15 protein-coding genes and 1 pseudogene are annotated in these 13,899 nt (G+C 64.6%); 7 read left to right on the top strand and 9 right to left on the bottom strand.

All coding sequences use genetic code 11. The features are described from left to right. Nucleotides 1–70: 70 nt before the first annotated feature. On the bottom strand, nt 71–910 hold the full coding sequence (locus C438_RS03590) for a hypothetical protein (RefSeq protein ID WP_004967899.1): 840 nt from the start codon (nt 908–910) through the stop codon (nt 71–73). Next, a complete protein-coding gene (locus C438_RS03595; protein ID WP_004967900.1) occupies nt 907–1,965 on the bottom strand; it encodes an ABC transporter ATP-binding protein in 1,059 nt (352 codons plus the stop codon). The genes C438_RS03590 and C438_RS03595 overlap by 4 nt, the downstream gene beginning before the upstream one ends. A gap of 272 nt (nt 1,966–2,237) precedes the next feature. Between C438_RS03595 and sod the strand changes: the two genes are divergently transcribed. Then, a complete protein-coding gene (gene sod, locus C438_RS03600) occupies nt 2,238–2,840 on the top strand; it encodes a superoxide dismutase (protein WP_004967901.1) in 603 nt (200 codons plus the stop codon). Between the two features lie 247 nt (nt 2,841–3,087). After that, on the top strand, nt 3,088–3,270 hold the full coding sequence (locus C438_RS03605; protein WP_004967902.1) for a hypothetical protein: 183 nt from the start codon (nt 3,088–3,090) through the stop codon (nt 3,268–3,270). Between the two features lie 61 nt (nt 3,271–3,331). Here C438_RS03605 and C438_RS03610 read toward each other — a convergent pair whose 3' ends face one another. After that, nucleotides 3,332–4,219, bottom strand: coding sequence for a DMT family transporter (locus tag C438_RS03610; RefSeq protein ID WP_004967903.1), 888 nt, complete (start codon nt 4,217–4,219; stop codon nt 3,332–3,334). Nucleotides 4,220–4,392: 173 nt separating this feature from the next. Here C438_RS03610 and C438_RS03615 point away from each other — a divergent pair, with 173 nt between their 5' ends. Then, entirely contained in the window at nt 4,393–4,977 is a 585-nt protein-coding gene (locus C438_RS03615; RefSeq protein ID WP_004967904.1) for an NAD(P)/FAD-dependent oxidoreductase, read from the top strand. 81 nt (nt 4,978–5,058) lie between these two features. On the opposite strand, the gene C438_RS03620 is transcribed toward C438_RS03615, so the two are convergent. The 3 genes from C438_RS03620 to C438_RS03630 all read right to left on the bottom strand — a co-directional run bounded on the left by C438_RS03620 (nt 5,059) and on the right by C438_RS03630 (nt 7,599). Then, nucleotides 5,059–5,781, bottom strand: coding sequence for an alpha/beta hydrolase (locus tag C438_RS03620; RefSeq protein WP_004967905.1), 723 nt, complete (start codon nt 5,779–5,781; stop codon nt 5,059–5,061). After that, on the bottom strand, nt 5,781–6,761 hold the full coding sequence (locus C438_RS03625; RefSeq protein WP_004967906.1) for a ring-cleaving dioxygenase: 981 nt from the start codon (nt 6,759–6,761) through the stop codon (nt 5,781–5,783). Before C438_RS03625 ends, C438_RS03620 begins: the two co-directional genes overlap by 1 nt. 85 nt (nt 6,762–6,846) lie before the next feature. Next, complete coding sequence (locus tag C438_RS03630; protein WP_004967907.1) at nt 6,847–7,599, bottom strand: pirin family protein; 753 nt, start codon at nt 7,597–7,599, stop codon at nt 6,847–6,849. A 209-nt stretch (nt 7,600–7,808) separates the two neighbouring features. On the opposite strand from C438_RS03630, the gene C438_RS03635 reads away from it, so the two are divergent. Continuing rightward, nucleotides 7,809–8,030 (top strand): hypothetical protein, encoded by a 222-nt coding sequence (locus C438_RS03635; protein WP_004967908.1) that lies wholly within the window; start codon nt 7,809–7,811, stop codon nt 8,028–8,030. A gap of 40 nt (nt 8,031–8,070) precedes the next feature. Here C438_RS03635 and C438_RS03640 read toward each other — a convergent pair whose 3' ends face one another. Together C438_RS03640 and C438_RS03645 are read right to left on the bottom strand one after the other, a co-directional pair. Beyond that, nucleotides 8,071–8,760: a hypothetical protein gene (locus C438_RS03640; protein WP_049917707.1), complete on the bottom strand. Its 690-nt coding sequence runs from the start codon at nt 8,758–8,760 to the stop codon at nt 8,071–8,073. A 527-nt stretch (nt 8,761–9,287) separates the two neighbouring features. Continuing rightward, nucleotides 9,288–9,551, bottom strand: a pseudogene (locus tag C438_RS03645) (SDR family oxidoreductase); the annotation flags it as partial. A 977-nt stretch (nt 9,552–10,528) separates the two neighbouring features. On the opposite strand from C438_RS03645, the gene C438_RS03650 reads away from it, so the two are divergent. Further along, a complete protein-coding gene (locus C438_RS03650) occupies nt 10,529–10,870 on the top strand; it encodes a hypothetical protein (protein ID WP_004967911.1) in 342 nt (113 codons plus the stop codon). Here C438_RS03650 and C438_RS03655 read toward each other — a convergent pair. Then, nucleotides 10,864–12,093, bottom strand: coding sequence for an FAD-dependent monooxygenase (locus C438_RS03655; RefSeq protein ID WP_083899939.1), 1,230 nt, complete (start codon nt 12,091–12,093; stop codon nt 10,864–10,866). The two genes, C438_RS03650 and C438_RS03655, sit on opposite strands and share 7 nt — an antisense overlap. Before the next feature lie 215 nt (nt 12,094–12,308). Between C438_RS03655 and C438_RS03660 the strand changes: the two genes are divergently transcribed. Beyond that, nucleotides 12,309–13,034, top strand: coding sequence for an ABC transporter ATP-binding protein (locus C438_RS03660; protein WP_083874953.1), 726 nt, complete (start codon nt 12,309–12,311; stop codon nt 13,032–13,034). Then, nucleotides 13,031–13,723 (top strand): ABC transporter ATP-binding protein, encoded by a 693-nt coding sequence (locus C438_RS03665; RefSeq protein WP_004967914.1) that lies wholly within the window; start codon nt 13,031–13,033, stop codon nt 13,721–13,723. The genes C438_RS03660 and C438_RS03665 overlap by 4 nt, the downstream gene beginning before the upstream one ends. The last annotated feature ends 176 nt before the right edge of the window (nt 13,724–13,899 follow it).

The raw sequence follows: 13,899 nt of genomic DNA on the forward strand, positions 1-13,899 counted from the left end.
ATTGGTTATAAATTCAGCTCGTGCTGTCGCTGGGGAGAGCGGGACGGCACCCCGAACGGTGGACGACCGCTCAGTAGTGTCCCATGACGCCCCGGCGCCGAGCGACTCGCGAGCAGTACTTGAAAACGACGTATCCGCAGACGAGATAACCGACGCCGACTCCGAGGAGCACGGACAGTTCCCCGGCCGAGAACTCCCACAGCCGAACCCCCCGGCGCATCGATTGCTGGAGGAGCGCAGAGCCCTGAACGAGCGGCAGCAACCGAAGGAGCGGCACGTCCGCCGTCGGTGCCCCAACGAGGCCGACCATCGCGAACTGCATGAGGTTCGAAACCGCCCCGATTCGCTTGTAGATGAGCGCGAGCCCCGCGAACACGAACCCGATTCCGACGACCGAAAGTAGCGCCGCGAGTACGACGGGGACGATAGTGAGCAGGTCGACCGAGAGCGTTCGGCCCGTGGTCACCAGCATGAGAACGAGGATGAGCCCCCCGATGGCCATGCTCTGAATCACGTTGGAGGCCGCTTTCAGGAGCATGATACGCCCGAACCCGAACGGGGACATATACAGCTGTTCGAGGGTTCCCCACTGGGACTCCTGCGTGACGTTCCCGGAGAGACCGGAGTAGGCGCCCTGTGCCATCGTCCAGAGGAACCAGCCGACGATGACGCCATTGAGTGTCGAATCGAGCGATTGTGGAGACCCGCCGATTCCGCCGACGACCGCTTGTCCGCCGAAGAAGACGATGGCGAAGAACACGTACATCGTCGCCACGTTGATGGCGAAGTTCACTCGGTACCGGAGCATCACGGTGAACTGCTTTCTGACGATCTCCCAGAGGAGTCGGCCGAAGCCAGCAAGCGTGGTCTCGCTACCGGGACTGGTCGAATGCGCTGTCTCCGAACTCATGTCTGCGTGTCCATCCGCTGTGAACGGTCGGACTCGAGCGGGCCCTCGGAAGGCTCGTTCGTCAGTTGGATGAATACCTCCTCGAGGTCGGGTTCTACCGAGGTGAACGACTCGACGTCGCACCCGGCCTCGCGCAGGCCGTCGACGAGACGGTAAAACTCGTCGCCGCCGACGCGGACCGAAAACTGGGTCGAACCGCCCCTCGTCTCGAACGAATCCGCGTCGAACTGAGCCGAGAGACGCCGGCGGATCTCCTGTGGGAGCGTTCCGTCGACCACGATTCGATACGACTGAATGTCGAACACGTCGAGGAGGTTCGAGACGCTCCGGTCGGTGACGACTTCGCCGTCGTTCATCACCACGACCCGGTCGCAGATGTCCTCGATGACGTCCATGTCGTGGCTCGACAGGAGGAGCGTCGTCCCTCGGTCCGTGACGAGGCGTCGAAGCTCCTCGCGCAGTTCGAGCGAACTCTCGACGTCGAGTCCGAGCGTCGGCTCGTCCAGAAGGACGACATCGGCGTCCCTCGCGAGCGTACACGCGAGCGAGACTTTCTGTTTTTCGCCCCGCGAGAGTTCTCTGACGGTCGAATCGGCTTTGTCCGTGAGCCCGAACTTATCGAGTAACTCCCGTTGTCGCCGCTCCGTTCGCCGCGTCGATTCTCCGGCGAGCGCCGCGAAAAACCGCATGTTCTCCCGCACCGTCAGCCGCCAGTAGACGTTCCGTGCGCCCTCTAACATCGCCCCGATATGTCGATACGCGCGCTCCGGTTCGTCGTGGATGTCGGTTCCGTGAACCCGGACGGTACCGCCCGTGGGGACGATGAGCCCGAGTACCGATTTAATCGTGGTCGTCTTCCCGGCCCCGTTGGGTCCGAGTAGCCCGACGGCAGTGCCTCGCTCGATGTCGAAGTCGACTCGCTCGACCGCCGTAACCGACCCGTCGCTCCCCTCGTACTGCTTGTGGAGGTCCGATACGGAGAGGACGGTCGCTTCGGTATCGGTGGAGGGCTCGGCTTCGTCAGCGCGTACTGACGAATCGTGTACGTCTCCCATCACGTCAGTTCGTGACGACGGTCTACTATAATAAATTGTTGGCTGTTAAACAATAACAAGAGCCCCGAAGGGTCACGCAGTCGTCCGGCTTTTGAGGTGTGTCCTCAGTTCCGAGCCGGACGAGCGCCTCGGAACTGTCTGTTCGCACCGTCTCTCCGTGAGTCGGTGAATTTGTGAACGGAGCCGGACCACGAAATATCATATCCACTACGTAAATCGCGTTCAGCGAACGTACATATGTGTTCGGTCCCTCGGTCTAACTGCGAACACCAATGTCAGACTACGAACTTGACCCCCTCCCGTACGAGTACGACGCCCTTGAACCCCACATCTCCGAGCAGGTGCTGACGTGGCATCACGACACCCACCATCAGGGCTACGTCAACGGCTGGAACGCGGCCGAGGAGACTCTCGCTGACAACCGCGAAGCAGGCGAGTTCGGCTCGTCCGCCGGCGCGCTCCGCAACGTCACCCACAACGGCTCGGGACACATTCTGCACGACCTGTTCTGGCAGAACATGTCGCCGGAAGGCGGCGACGAGCCCGAGGGCGCGCTCGCAGAGCGCATCGCGGAGGACTTCGGCTCCTACGAGGCGTGGAAGGGCGAATTCGAAGCGGCGGCCGGCGCGGCCGGCGGCTGGGCGCTCTTGGTGTACGACTCGTTCTCGAACCAGCTTCGGAACGTCGTCGTCGACAAGCACGACCAGGGCGCGCTCTGGGGCTCTCACCCGATTCTCGCGCTGGACGTCTGGGAGCACTCGTACTACCACGACTACGGCCCGGCCCGCGGCGACTTCGTCTCCGCGTTCTTCGAGGTCGTCGACTGGGAAGAACCGTCGGCCCGCTACGACCAGGCCGTCGAACTCTTCGAGTAACGCCGCGTAGCGCAGACGAACGACGCGCTTCCCGCGCGACCACCACAGGTTACCGTAAACGGGTGCCCCACCGAGGGCATCTGGTGGGGTGGGTTCACCCCGCCTGACCGGCACCCTTCTGCCGAACGTCCGACGTATCTCCCGGCGAGCGGTGCGATTGGGTGCGACCGGGTGCGACCGGGCGCGCTCGAAAACCCACTTTGTTTCAATCAAAGTTCATAACTACTCGGAAGCGAATGTCCGGGTTATGAGCAACCCACCGTGGACCGCCGAATTCGCCGCGCTGAAGTCCGAATGCGCCGTCGAACTCGCCTCGCTACTGGAGGAATATCCACAGCCGGTCGTCTACGAGGTGATGAGCGAGATGCTCCGCCGCGAGATGCGCGACCAGTTCGCCGTCTCGTTCGCCGAGTCGAAACTGGAGGAGTAGACGTCGAACGCCGTCACGTCGGTCGGTTCCGGGCCCGGTCAACGCGACGACGCCCACCACGTCAGTCGGCGTTCACGAGGAAGACGCCGACAGCGAGAACAGTGCCCCCGCCGAGGAGTTCGAGGCCGACCGGCTCGCTCAAGACGACGGCGCCGAGCAGGATGCCGACGACCGGCTGGGCGAAAAAGAAGACGCCGACGGCGCTCGCGTCCGCGTACTCCATGCCTTTGTACCAGCAGTACCACGCGGCCGCGGTGCTCAGGAGACCGAGGTAGAGCACCGCGCCCACGACCGGAAGCGAGGGCGAAATCGAGTCGAACGCCGCCGGGTCGAGATAGAACTCCACCGGGACCAGCGCCCCGAACAGGGGCACCGACAGCACCGTCGCGTAGGTCGCGGTTTCGAGCGCCGAGTACCGCCGGATGAGCGGCTTCGCGAACACCGAAAAGGCGGCGAAACAGAGCGACGAGAACAGGAGCAACGCGACGCCCGAGACGCTCCCGCCGGCGAGCGCGGCCGCGTCGTACTGCCCCGAGAGGACGACGAGCGTCCCGAGCGTCGCCAGCGCCGTCCCGACCGACTTCCGGCGCGTGAGGGGTTCGCCGAGCGCCGTCACCCCCAGCGCGAGCATGAACACCGGCGTCAGGACGGTCAAAAGCGAGCCCTGACTCGCGTTCGTCAGGTCGGTGCCCACGAACTGGGTCGAAAGCGCCGCGGTCAGCCAGACGGCGAGCGCCGCGAACCGTCGCCACTCGTTTCGGTCGAACGACCGGGCGGGCGTGGTCGCTCGCACGGCGACGTAGAGGACGCCCGCGCCGAGTGCGACGCGCAGGAAGGCGAGCGTCAGCGGCGGAATCGACCGGAATCCCCACTTGCTGACGACGTACATTCCGCCCCAGATGCCCGCCGCGAGGAGGGGAGCGGCGGCGAGGAGTCGGTCGCGGTCCATCGCCGAGGCACACGAACCGAGACACTAAGAGCGAGGGGAATCCGGAATCGACTGCGGCGAGGCGACGCCGCGGGGCGCGCCGAGCGTCGTGCCACCCGGCCGCACGTAATCCAGAGGAATACAAAATATCCGCTTTGCCGAGGTTCTTTATCGAGTGCGCTAGTACATGAGACATGGCAGACGTAATCGTCATCGGCGGCGGTCCCGCTGGTCTGACAACCGCCCTCTTCACCGCCAAGAACGGTCTCTCCACGACGGTCTTCGACACCGACAAGACGTGGATGCACAAGGCGCATCTGTTCAACTACCCCGGAATCGGCTCCATCGACGGCACGGACTACATGGAGACGCTCCGCACGCAGGTCGACCACTTCGCCGCGGAACGCCATCAGGGCGAGGAAGTCACCGACGTGAGCGACAGCGACGACGGGTTCGTGGTCACGACCGACGACGACGAGTACGAGGCCGACTACGTCGTGCTCGCCACGGGCGCGAACCGCGACCTCGCCGAGGCGCTCGGCTGTGCGTTCGACGACGACCTCGTCGACGTGGACGTGACGATGGAGACGAGCGTCGAAGGCGCCTACGCCACGGGCGCGATGGTCCGCGCCGAGGAGTGGCAGGCCGTCATCTCCGCCGGCGACGGCGCGGCCGCCGCCCTCAACATCCTCTCGACCGAGAAGGGCGAACACTACCACGACTTCGACGTGCCCGCCGACGCCGAGTCCACCTTCGGCTCGCTCGTCGACGAGGTCTAATCCACGCATCCGGTCGCGTCTCGACCGCGACCACGCACGCTCGTTTTTTCGTCGCCGCCCCCCCGAGACCCGTCTGTCCGGTCAGTCGAGTCGCTCGATGAACGAGTCGATAACCCGGATTTCGTCGTCGTTGATAGCGTGGCCAAGTCCCTCGTACAGCCGACTCGTCGCGTCGGCCCCGAGCGCCGAGAAGGCTCGGGCCGACGCCTCGACTCGGTCGGCATCGACGCGGGGGTCGTCGCGGCCGCCTCCGAAGAAGACCGGTGTGCCGTCGAGGTCGCCGTCGCTGACGTGACCGTCGTGGTCGCCATCGCTGTCGTCGCCGTCGTTGCCGACGCGACCGTCGGTTCGAGTCCCGAGGTCGGGTCCGAGAAGACTCCCCGAGAGGGAAACGAGGCCGCCGTATCGGCGGGGGTTTCGAAGCGCGAACTCGGCGGCGAGGCACGCGCCCTGCGAGAACCCGAAGAAGACGACTCGTTCGGGGGGAACCCCGGCGTCTGCGGCGATGTCGAGCGCGGCCGACACCCGGCCGAGCGCGGAGGTGAGCCACGGTTCGTTTCGCTCGATGGGACTGGCGGCCGGGGCCGGATACCACGAACTCCCGGCGGCCTGCGGCGCGAGGTACATCGCGCCGCGGTGGAGGAACTCGTCGACGAGCGTGAGGACGTGCCGCGCTTTCGACCCGCGACCGTGGAGCATGACGACGGCCGCGTCGGCGACCTGCGGCGGCGCGCCGGCCGTCGCAATCTCCTGTCCCTCGTGGGGGTCGGTCGCGGACGCGGGCGCAGTCGGGCGGGGTGACATCAGTTCGACCCGTTGTCTCTATTTGCTCCGTCCTCGTCCCCACTCTCGACGCCAGCCGGCAGGTCCAGCGGACGCAGTTGGCTCTCTATCATCTCGCGGTCCTCCTCCAACCACGGCGGCAGGTACAGCGACTCCCCGAGCGTCTCCACGTCCACGTCGAAGGTGAGCCCGGGACCGTCGGTCGCGAGTTCGAACAGGATGCCGCCCGGTTCGCGGACGTACAGCGAGTGAAACACGTGTCTGTCTTTCACCCGCGACACGTCGTAGCCGCGCTCGCGGAACAGGTCGTGCCACTCGTACAACTGGGATTCGTCGTCGACGCGGACCGCGACGTGGTGGATGCTCCCCGCGCCCTCGCGGCCGAACTCGCCGTCCCGGTCGAGGAGGTCGACGACGGTCGCCCGGTCGCCCGGCGCTCGGTAGCGGACGCGGTCGCCCTCCTGTGCGACGAGGTCGAACCCGAGCGTGTCGAGCACGCTGGCGGTCACGAAGGGGTTCGTCGAGTGGAGCGTGACCCCGTGAATGCCGCGAATCGCGCGCTCGGCGGGGACCGGACCGTCGCCCCACGGGTCGACCGACGACTCGCCGGTGACGAGTTCGAGGTCGGTCCCGTCGGGGTCGGAAAACCGGATGGCCGTTTCGTCGAACCGCTCGAACGGGCCGTCGACTTGGACGCCGTGGTCGGCGAGGCGGTCGGCCCAGTAGTCGACGGCGTCGGGCGGAATCACCAGCGATGCGGTCCGAATCTGCGGCGTCCCGGGACGTCCCGGCTCCTCGGCGGGGTACGGGAAGAACGTCAGGGCCGTCCCGGGCGACCCGGTCTCGTCGCCGTAAAACAGGTGGCGCGTGAATTTCTCGTTGAAGTTCACCGTCTGCTTGACGAGGCGCAGGCCGAGCGTCGTCGCGTAGAAGTCGACGTTCGCCTGCGCGTCGCGGACGATTCCCGTGACGTGGTGGATTCCGGCGGTGTCTGTGAGCATCGAGTTGGGCGTGTCTGTTTGAACGATGGGCGGGTGCGGCGGGATGGTTCGGCGGCGGAGGCGTGTCGGTGGCGGCGATGTCGCGTCAGCGACCGATGGTCCCCTGTCGGGTGACGGGCGCGTCGGGGTCTATCAGGAACGCGACCACGGTGGCGTCCTCGTCGGCGGTGAGCGTCAGGCCGGCGTCGTCGACGAGCAGGCCGCTTTCGGTCTTCCCGAAGCGCGTGCCCGCGGCGTCGACGACGCCGTCGAACACGTAGAAGTACGCGTCCCGACCTTCGATTTCGGGGAGGTCGGCGCTCGACCCGGCGTCGAGGCGGAGGTCGAAGAGGTCCACTTCGTTGCGGACGAAAAGCGGCGCGTCGGACCCCTCGGGGCCGAACAGATGCCGCCACTCGCCCTCGACGGGGGCGTCGATGGGTTCGTGTTGGACGTTCGGCTCCAGCCCGAGGCTGTGTGGCCGGACGAACATCTGGAGCATGCGGAGCGGCGGGTCGTCCGCGCGGGTGAACTCCTCGTGCCAGAACGTCTCGCCCGCGTTCATCACCATCAGGTGGTCGGCGTCGGTGACGAGGTCGTTGCCGTCTTGGTCGCCGTGGCGCATCACGCCGGCTGGCACCCACGAGATGATCTCCTCGTCGCGGTGGGGGTGCATCGCGATGTGCGTGTCGGGGTCCATGAACGACTCGACGATGGTCGCGAGCGGGCCGTAGCCGTGGTCCGCGTGGTCCGGGAGGGCGCGGCCGGGGAAGTTGAAGTAGGTCCGGAACTTCCCCTGATTCTGGGAGACGTCGGTTCGCTCCGCCTTGTAGAGCTTCGTCTCGGAGCCGACTTTCATTACGTGCGCACCTACGCGTCGAATCTATATACCTTCTCGGCGACGTGACCGAAAGCAGGTGACGTCGGTGTCACCGGGCTCGGGAGTCGGGACCGTTGTCGAATGACCGGCCGCGAGTCGGCGGGACTCACGAGACGGCGAGGGTCCGGTTCCGCGTCGACCGCTCAGTGACAACGGTTTTGTTCGTGACAGCCGACAGGGTAGTCGACATGGAGACGAGTCGGTTGACGCCACGGCAAAGCTGGCTGTTCGTCGTCCTGAGCGGTATCGTCGCGGCGGGAGTGGTCTACGTGTTCGGCCCGGCCGACGCTGGCGTCCTCGCGTCGGTGGCGGCCGGGGGCGTGGTCAGTCTCATGTTCGCGGTCGGCTACGCGGTCTCGAACGAGCGGTTGAAACAGGCGCTCCTCGATTTGCTGTCGCTTCTCCCCTGAGTTCGCCCCCGGCTCGACCGACTCTGAACGACCCACGGCGTCACCAGCCTTGCCGCAGTACGAAGGCGGCGTGCCCGAACACGGCCAGCAGGAAGGGAACCGAACCGGCGGGCCAGACGACGACCGTGCCGAGCGGAATCGCCCCGAAAAAGAGCGCGGTCACGGCGAACCGAACCCACACCCAATCGGCCGATTTCGGCGTCGAATCCGCGGAAATCGAAACGTCGTACTGACGGAGCGTCTCACGAAATCGCGGTTCGAACTCGTCCGAGACGAGAAACATCGAGGGCTTGTTGACGAACGGTTTCCCGTAGAACAACCGGACCGCAGTCTGGTCTCCGAGCGTCACGAACCGGGCAGATTCGACGTCCGCGAGCGACGTGGTCACGTCCTCGTCGCTCCGAAACAGCGAGGGGTCGCCCATGTGGTAGGTGCTTTCGAGCTCGCCGGCGTCCCCGTCGACCGTGACGCTCATGCGGACGAACCGCTCCGAACTCTGGAGGACTGCCGTCAGTATCACCGCGCAGTACATACTGTACACGAACGGGCCGCTGTCACCGGCGAGCGCCCCGAAAATCAGTAACGCGAGGGGAGCAACGGCGAACACGCCCCACCACAACACGCGGCCGAAGTCGACGCCGTTGAACGCGATTCGCATCGGGAGACCCCGGAGTCCACGTACCGCCGCGGTCCACGCTATCTCGGGTTCGGTCTCGTTGGAATCGCTCACTCGTCATCGGATTGCGAGCGCGCCGGTTTCATCCCTGCGGTGCTCTCCGAGGCGTCGCTTCCGCGACCGTAGTTCGTCCGGCACTCTGCGCGTTTTCAATTCTGTTTTTCTGATACATCTTACATAATATTGTGTTTTAGATGAGTTCTGTGAAACGTCGACTGACTCCTCCACACACGCGAACTGGTGCTCATACTCCGCGATATTTTAGGAAATAAGCCGTTTATCGGTTGAATATCAGCGGATACCATCTGGGCGGAACGCTCTCGACCGCGACGGAGAGTCTCTCGCTGTCATCGACGAGCGACACAATTTTCGACAGATGATAGTTCAAAAATCCAGCGGTAGAACGCTCCTGTCTGGAATTTTCGTATCGGTTGTATATCCGGTTGGAGATAACCCCGCTCAGACACTATTGCTCTAAATATACACTACTAACTTAACGGCTCAGATACTCATTGTGTCGGTGGTTCGGCCGCGTCGGGCCGGGCCGCCGCTTCGTCCGAGGGGGGACCGTTCGAAGCCGATTAGGGCTGGACCTGGTCGAGGGGGCGGATGAGGACTTCGTTGATGTCGACGCGTGCGGGTTGGGTGACGACGAACGTAATCGTTCGTGCGATGTCCTCGGGCGCGAGCGCGTCCATCGTGCCGACGTAGTCCTTGACGTTCTTCTGGACCTCGTCGTCGGGGATGTGGTCGAGCAGTTCCGTGTCGACCGCCCCCGGCTCAATCGACGAGACGTGGATGCCCGCTTCGGCCACGTCGAGTCGGAGCGAGTCGCTGAACATCTTTTCCGTCCAGTTCCGAACCGAATTCTTCTGACATCACCTGTTAATAGTCAGCTTACTGGCTTCGCAGTTATGCTATCTGGAATGGGTGTTTAAGTACCCCAGTTCCCGAGCGGCTCGTTCCCCGGCGGTACCTGCAGTGGCGGTACGGTGGCCCGGACCAGAAAACTCGGCTCCCGCGGTCGGTACGAGTACCGAGTTGCGGTCACCTCTCGAAGAAAGGCCAAAACCGACCGCCTCGGAGCCGTGCGGCGCTCGTCAGCGGAGCGTCACTGTTCGACAGCGTTCGAGTAGTCTCGGGTCCACAGGACGGCAGACACGCAGAGAAACGGTAGCCCGTACACCGCGCTCACTGCGACCATCATCTGGAGCGGGTGCGTCCGCGGTAGTACCGCCCAGACGACTCCGACGACACCCAGCAGGCCGACTGCCTCGTAGGTCGCCCGTCGCCACGCCGACGCTCGCGCTGTGGTTCGCGTCGGTGTCGCCTCGCCGCCCTCGAGCGATTTCGACGGCGGACTAACGGTCCGTCCGTCTCGAACACATCGACATCCTACTGACATACTCGTATTGAGGGCTTCGACCGGTATGGTTGCAGTGCTATACGGAAAGCATGGTTACGTAGTCCGCTCGCTCGATTCGACGCCGCGAGCCATCGCCCCCTCGGTGACGCGACAAAAGCCATATCGAGAGCCGAGTGATATGTGTGTGATTACGGACATATGGCGGCGGTCGTGCCTGAATTAAAACCGCCGTGCGCGCCGTTCCCGGTGAGTGGTCTGCCAATCGTACGAGGCGAAATGTCATTTAAATACGTTCGCAACGACGAACCGCTACGCGGGACACCTCGCGCGGACGACCGACCTCGAAACCAGATGTCGGTCTCGGGTTGTCGAACCAGACCCGCACTTCGGGCCACCACACTCGCGCGAACACGCACGAGCGGGTGGTTTTAGGTACCTCTGGAACGAGCGTTCGGTATGTCGTTCGAATCCGACCTTGAAGCGACTGCCGAGGCCGCAGACGACCTCCCCGATGCGGAGGACATCGTACAGGACCGCGACGAGATTCCGATTCGGGAACTGTTCGATTCGGCGTTCATGACTTCCTACACCGACTTCGACAGCTTCGACGAGATGGTCGAGGCCAGTCCGTCGGACGCGACCACCGCCGACGACCTGTCGCTGGTTCCGGACGGGACGTGGGACGAGTTCGTCGCCGAGACGACGGCGTTCGACGACGAAAAGGAGATGGTGTTCGCGGTCCGCGACCACTGGGTCGCAGAACAACTCGGGCTCGACGAGTCGCTGTCCAGTCAGTAGTTCCCGGTCGTGACAATCGGCGGCGGCGTGTGGGGACCGTACGGCGCGTCGTCGAGATACTCGCCGGCCGGCTCGAAGTACGCGGCGAGCGACGCCGCGGCCTCTTTTCGGAGCACCGTCACCGGGTCGTCGCCCTGCAGATAGTCGAGGGCCTGACCCGCGGCGTCGAGGTTGTACTCCGCCGCCTTCTCGCGGCGAGCGGCGAACAGCTCCACCTCGTCGCGGGCGACCGCGTCGCTGTGCGCCCGGTAGCCGACCGCGATAGCGGACGCCGCCTCGTCCGCGTCGGCGACCCCGGAGTTCATTCCCCGCGCGCCGAACGGTGCGAGCAGGTGCGCCGCCTCGCCCACCAAGAGAACGCGGCGATGCTCGTCGACGAAGCTGTCGGCCATCACCTGCAGGAACCGATAGGTGGACACCCACTCGATGTTGTCCGCGTACCTCTCACCCATGACCGCCGCGACGAATTCCCGCATCCGCTCGTCGCTGGTGAGCTCTTCGGGGTCGTCTCCCTCGATGCACTGGATGTCGAGCCGCCAGCCGCCGGTAAACGGGACGAGGAGGACGTTCCGGTCGCCGACGGCCGGGTCAGCGTAGTGAAACAGCCGCTCGAACGGGAGCGGGTCGTCTTCGACCTCGTCGACGTCGGCGATGATAAAGGAGTTCTCCGACTGGTCGCCTTCGAACTGTGCGCCGATTTCCGACCGGGCGGTCGACCCCCCGCCGTCGGCTCCGACGAGATACGGCGTCTCCCACGTCTGTCCGTCCGCCGTCTCGACGCGGACGCCGTCGGGACTCGATTCGACGGTCTCGACCGCCGCGTCCCAGTGGATGTCGATGCCGGCTTCGGCGAGCGCCTCGTGCATGTACGCCTCGGTCGTCACCTGCGGAATGCTCGTGAAATGGGGGATGTCGCCCGACCCGCCGGGGCTGTCGTACGTCCGCGAGAACACCTCCCTGCCGTGATAGAGCGTCCGCCGAGTCGGCCAGACGAGACCCTCCTCGACGAGGCCCGTCCCGAGTCCGGGATGCACGCGTTCGAGGGTTCGGAGCGTCGCACCGTGCACGTAAATCGCCCGACTCCCCGAGCGGTCGCGGTCTTCGGACTCCGCTTCGACAATCGTGACGGGCACCCCGCGGGCGTGTAGCGCGAGCGCCGTGGTCATGCCGACGGGGCCGGCTCCCGCGACTAACACTGGTGATTCCGTGTCATCGTTCGTCATAGATAATATGATATCACGATACGACTGGCATATACGTTGTGGTCAGCGCAGTCATCCCCGTCGGCGGACGGGTGGTCCGACGGCGTACTCACCGGGTCGCACGTCGCGTTCAACTGACCGCTCGTCACGAGACCGGTCACCGACTCGTCTTGTGGTCGTTGGCGGTTCCGCGCGCACGAGAAAACGTTATAACGGTTGCCCAATCTTAATGAACTATGTTAACAGTGGCCGATCTCCGCAAGGAATTCGGTGGATTAGTCGCGGTCGACGATGTGAACTTCGAAATCGGCTCCGGGGAAATCGTCGGGCTCATCGGCCCGAACGGGGCCGGCAAGACCACGTTGTTCAACAGCATCACGGGCGTTCTCCAGCCGGAAAACGGGTCGCAAGTCACGTTCGACGGGACCGACATCGTGGCGCTGGAGACCCACGACATCGCACGGCGGGGCCTGGTTCGGACGTTCCAAATCGTCCGCGTCTTCGACGAGATGACCGTCTTCGAGAACGTGATGACGGGCGCGCTGTTCGGCACCGACGAGTCGATTTCACAGGAAGAGGCCGAAGAGCGCGCCCACGACGCGCTGGCGTTCATCGGCCTCACGGAGAAAGCGGAGCTGACGACCGGCAACCTCCCAATCGCACAGAAAAAGCAACTTGAACTGGCGCGCGCGCTCGCCTCTCGGCCGAACTTACTGCTCTTAGACGAAATCGCGAGCGGGCTCACGCCCGGCGAGATAGCCGACCTCACCGACACGATACGGCGACTCCGCGACGAACGCGGTATCTCCGTCTTCTGGATCGAACACATCATGGACGCCATCATGGGCGTCGCAGACCGAATTATCGTCCTGAACAGCGGGCGGAAGCTCGCGGAGGGGACGCCCGCCGAAATCCGGGACAATCAGGCCGTCGTCGAGGCCTACCTGGGGGACGAAGCATGATCGAAGTCGACGAGATAGACGTGTCCTACGGCAACATTCAGGTGCTGTGGGACCTCTCGTTCACCGTCTCCGAAGACGACCGCGTGGTGTCTATCGTCGGCCCCAACGGCGCGGGGAAATCGACGCTCCTTCGGGTCATGTCGGGTCTCCACCCGGTCGACGACGGCCGCGTGACCGCGTGGGGCGACGACGTGGCGGGCCTGGAGCCCTCCGATATCGTCAAGCGCGGGTTCGTCCACGTCTCCGAGGAGCGGAACCTGTTCGGCGACATGAGCGTCCGCGAGAACCTTGAGATGGGCGCGTACACCCAGCGGGGGTCGCTCGACGAGACGATGCAGGAGGTGTTCGAGCTCTTCCCGATTCTCGAAGAGCGACAGGACCAGCGTGCGGCCTCGATGAGCGGGGGCCAACAGCAGATGCTCGCTATCGGTCGCGGACTGATGGCGAGGCCGAAGATTCTGGCGCTCGACGAACCCTCGGAGGGGCTCGCGCCGAAGATAACGAACCGGGTGTTCGAGAAAATCGAGGAAATCAGCGATAACGTGACCGTGCTCCTCGTCGAACAGCACGTCCACAAGGCGCTGGGGCTGGCCGACCGGGCGTACCTCCTGGAGAACGGCGAGATAATCACGGAAGACACGGGGCCGTCGCTCTTGGAGTCCGACCACATCAAAGAGGCGTACCTGTAGCGCTGACGTGTAGCGCCGACGCGGTTCTGGTTCTCACGGGACGGTCGCTTCTCTGCGGGCTGTCGGGCTGTCACTCTCGGTCGTTGGAGAGGTGAGCCGTCGCTGTAGTGGTGTGAGAATCGACGGCCCGCGTTAGAATGAAAACAGGAAGGAAACGTCCGAGTCCGAGTCCGAGT

Origin of the sequence: Haloferax denitrificans ATCC 35960, from assembly GCF_000337795.1 — an archaeon.
GTDB classification, from domain to species: domain Archaea; phylum Halobacteriota; class Halobacteria; order Halobacteriales; family Haloferacaceae; genus Haloferax; species Haloferax denitrificans.

What these genes read in the sequence shown, in the direction of transcription:
- C438_RS03590 (WP_004967899.1), bottom strand. Translation starts at nt 910, where the DNA reads ATGAGTTCGGAGACAGCGCATTCGACCAGTCCCGGTAGCGAGACCACG.
- C438_RS03595 (WP_004967900.1), bottom strand. Translation starts at nt 1,965, where the DNA reads ATGGGAGACGTACACGATTCGTCAGTACGCGCTGACGAAGCCGAGCCC.
- sod (WP_004967901.1), top strand. Translation starts at nt 2,238, where the DNA reads ATGTCAGACTACGAACTTGACCCCCTCCCGTACGAGTACGACGCCCTT.
- C438_RS03605 (WP_004967902.1), top strand. Translation starts at nt 3,088, where the DNA reads ATGAGCAACCCACCGTGGACCGCCGAATTCGCCGCGCTGAAGTCCGAA.
- C438_RS03610 (WP_004967903.1), bottom strand. Translation starts at nt 4,219, where the DNA reads ATGGACCGCGACCGACTCCTCGCCGCCGCTCCCCTCCTCGCGGCGGGC.
- C438_RS03615 (WP_004967904.1), top strand. Translation starts at nt 4,393, where the DNA reads ATGGCAGACGTAATCGTCATCGGCGGCGGTCCCGCTGGTCTGACAACC.
- C438_RS03620 (WP_004967905.1), bottom strand. Translation starts at nt 5,781, where the DNA reads ATGTCACCCCGCCCGACTGCGCCCGCGTCCGCGACCGACCCCCACGAG.
- C438_RS03625 (WP_004967906.1), bottom strand. Translation starts at nt 6,761, where the DNA reads ATGCTCACAGACACCGCCGGAATCCACCACGTCACGGGAATCGTCCGC.
- C438_RS03630 (WP_004967907.1), bottom strand. Translation starts at nt 7,599, where the DNA reads ATGAAAGTCGGCTCCGAGACGAAGCTCTACAAGGCGGAGCGAACCGAC.
- C438_RS03635 (WP_004967908.1), top strand. Translation starts at nt 7,809, where the DNA reads ATGGAGACGAGTCGGTTGACGCCACGGCAAAGCTGGCTGTTCGTCGTC.
- C438_RS03650 (WP_004967911.1), top strand. Translation starts at nt 10,529, where the DNA reads ATGTCGTTCGAATCCGACCTTGAAGCGACTGCCGAGGCCGCAGACGAC.
- C438_RS03655 (WP_083899939.1), bottom strand. Translation starts at nt 12,093, where the DNA reads ATGACGAACGATGACACGGAATCACCAGTGTTAGTCGCGGGAGCCGGC.
- C438_RS03660 (WP_083874953.1), top strand. Translation starts at nt 12,309, where the DNA reads ATGTTAACAGTGGCCGATCTCCGCAAGGAATTCGGTGGATTAGTCGCG.
- C438_RS03665 (WP_004967914.1), top strand. Translation starts at nt 13,031, where the DNA reads ATGATCGAAGTCGACGAGATAGACGTGTCCTACGGCAACATTCAGGTG.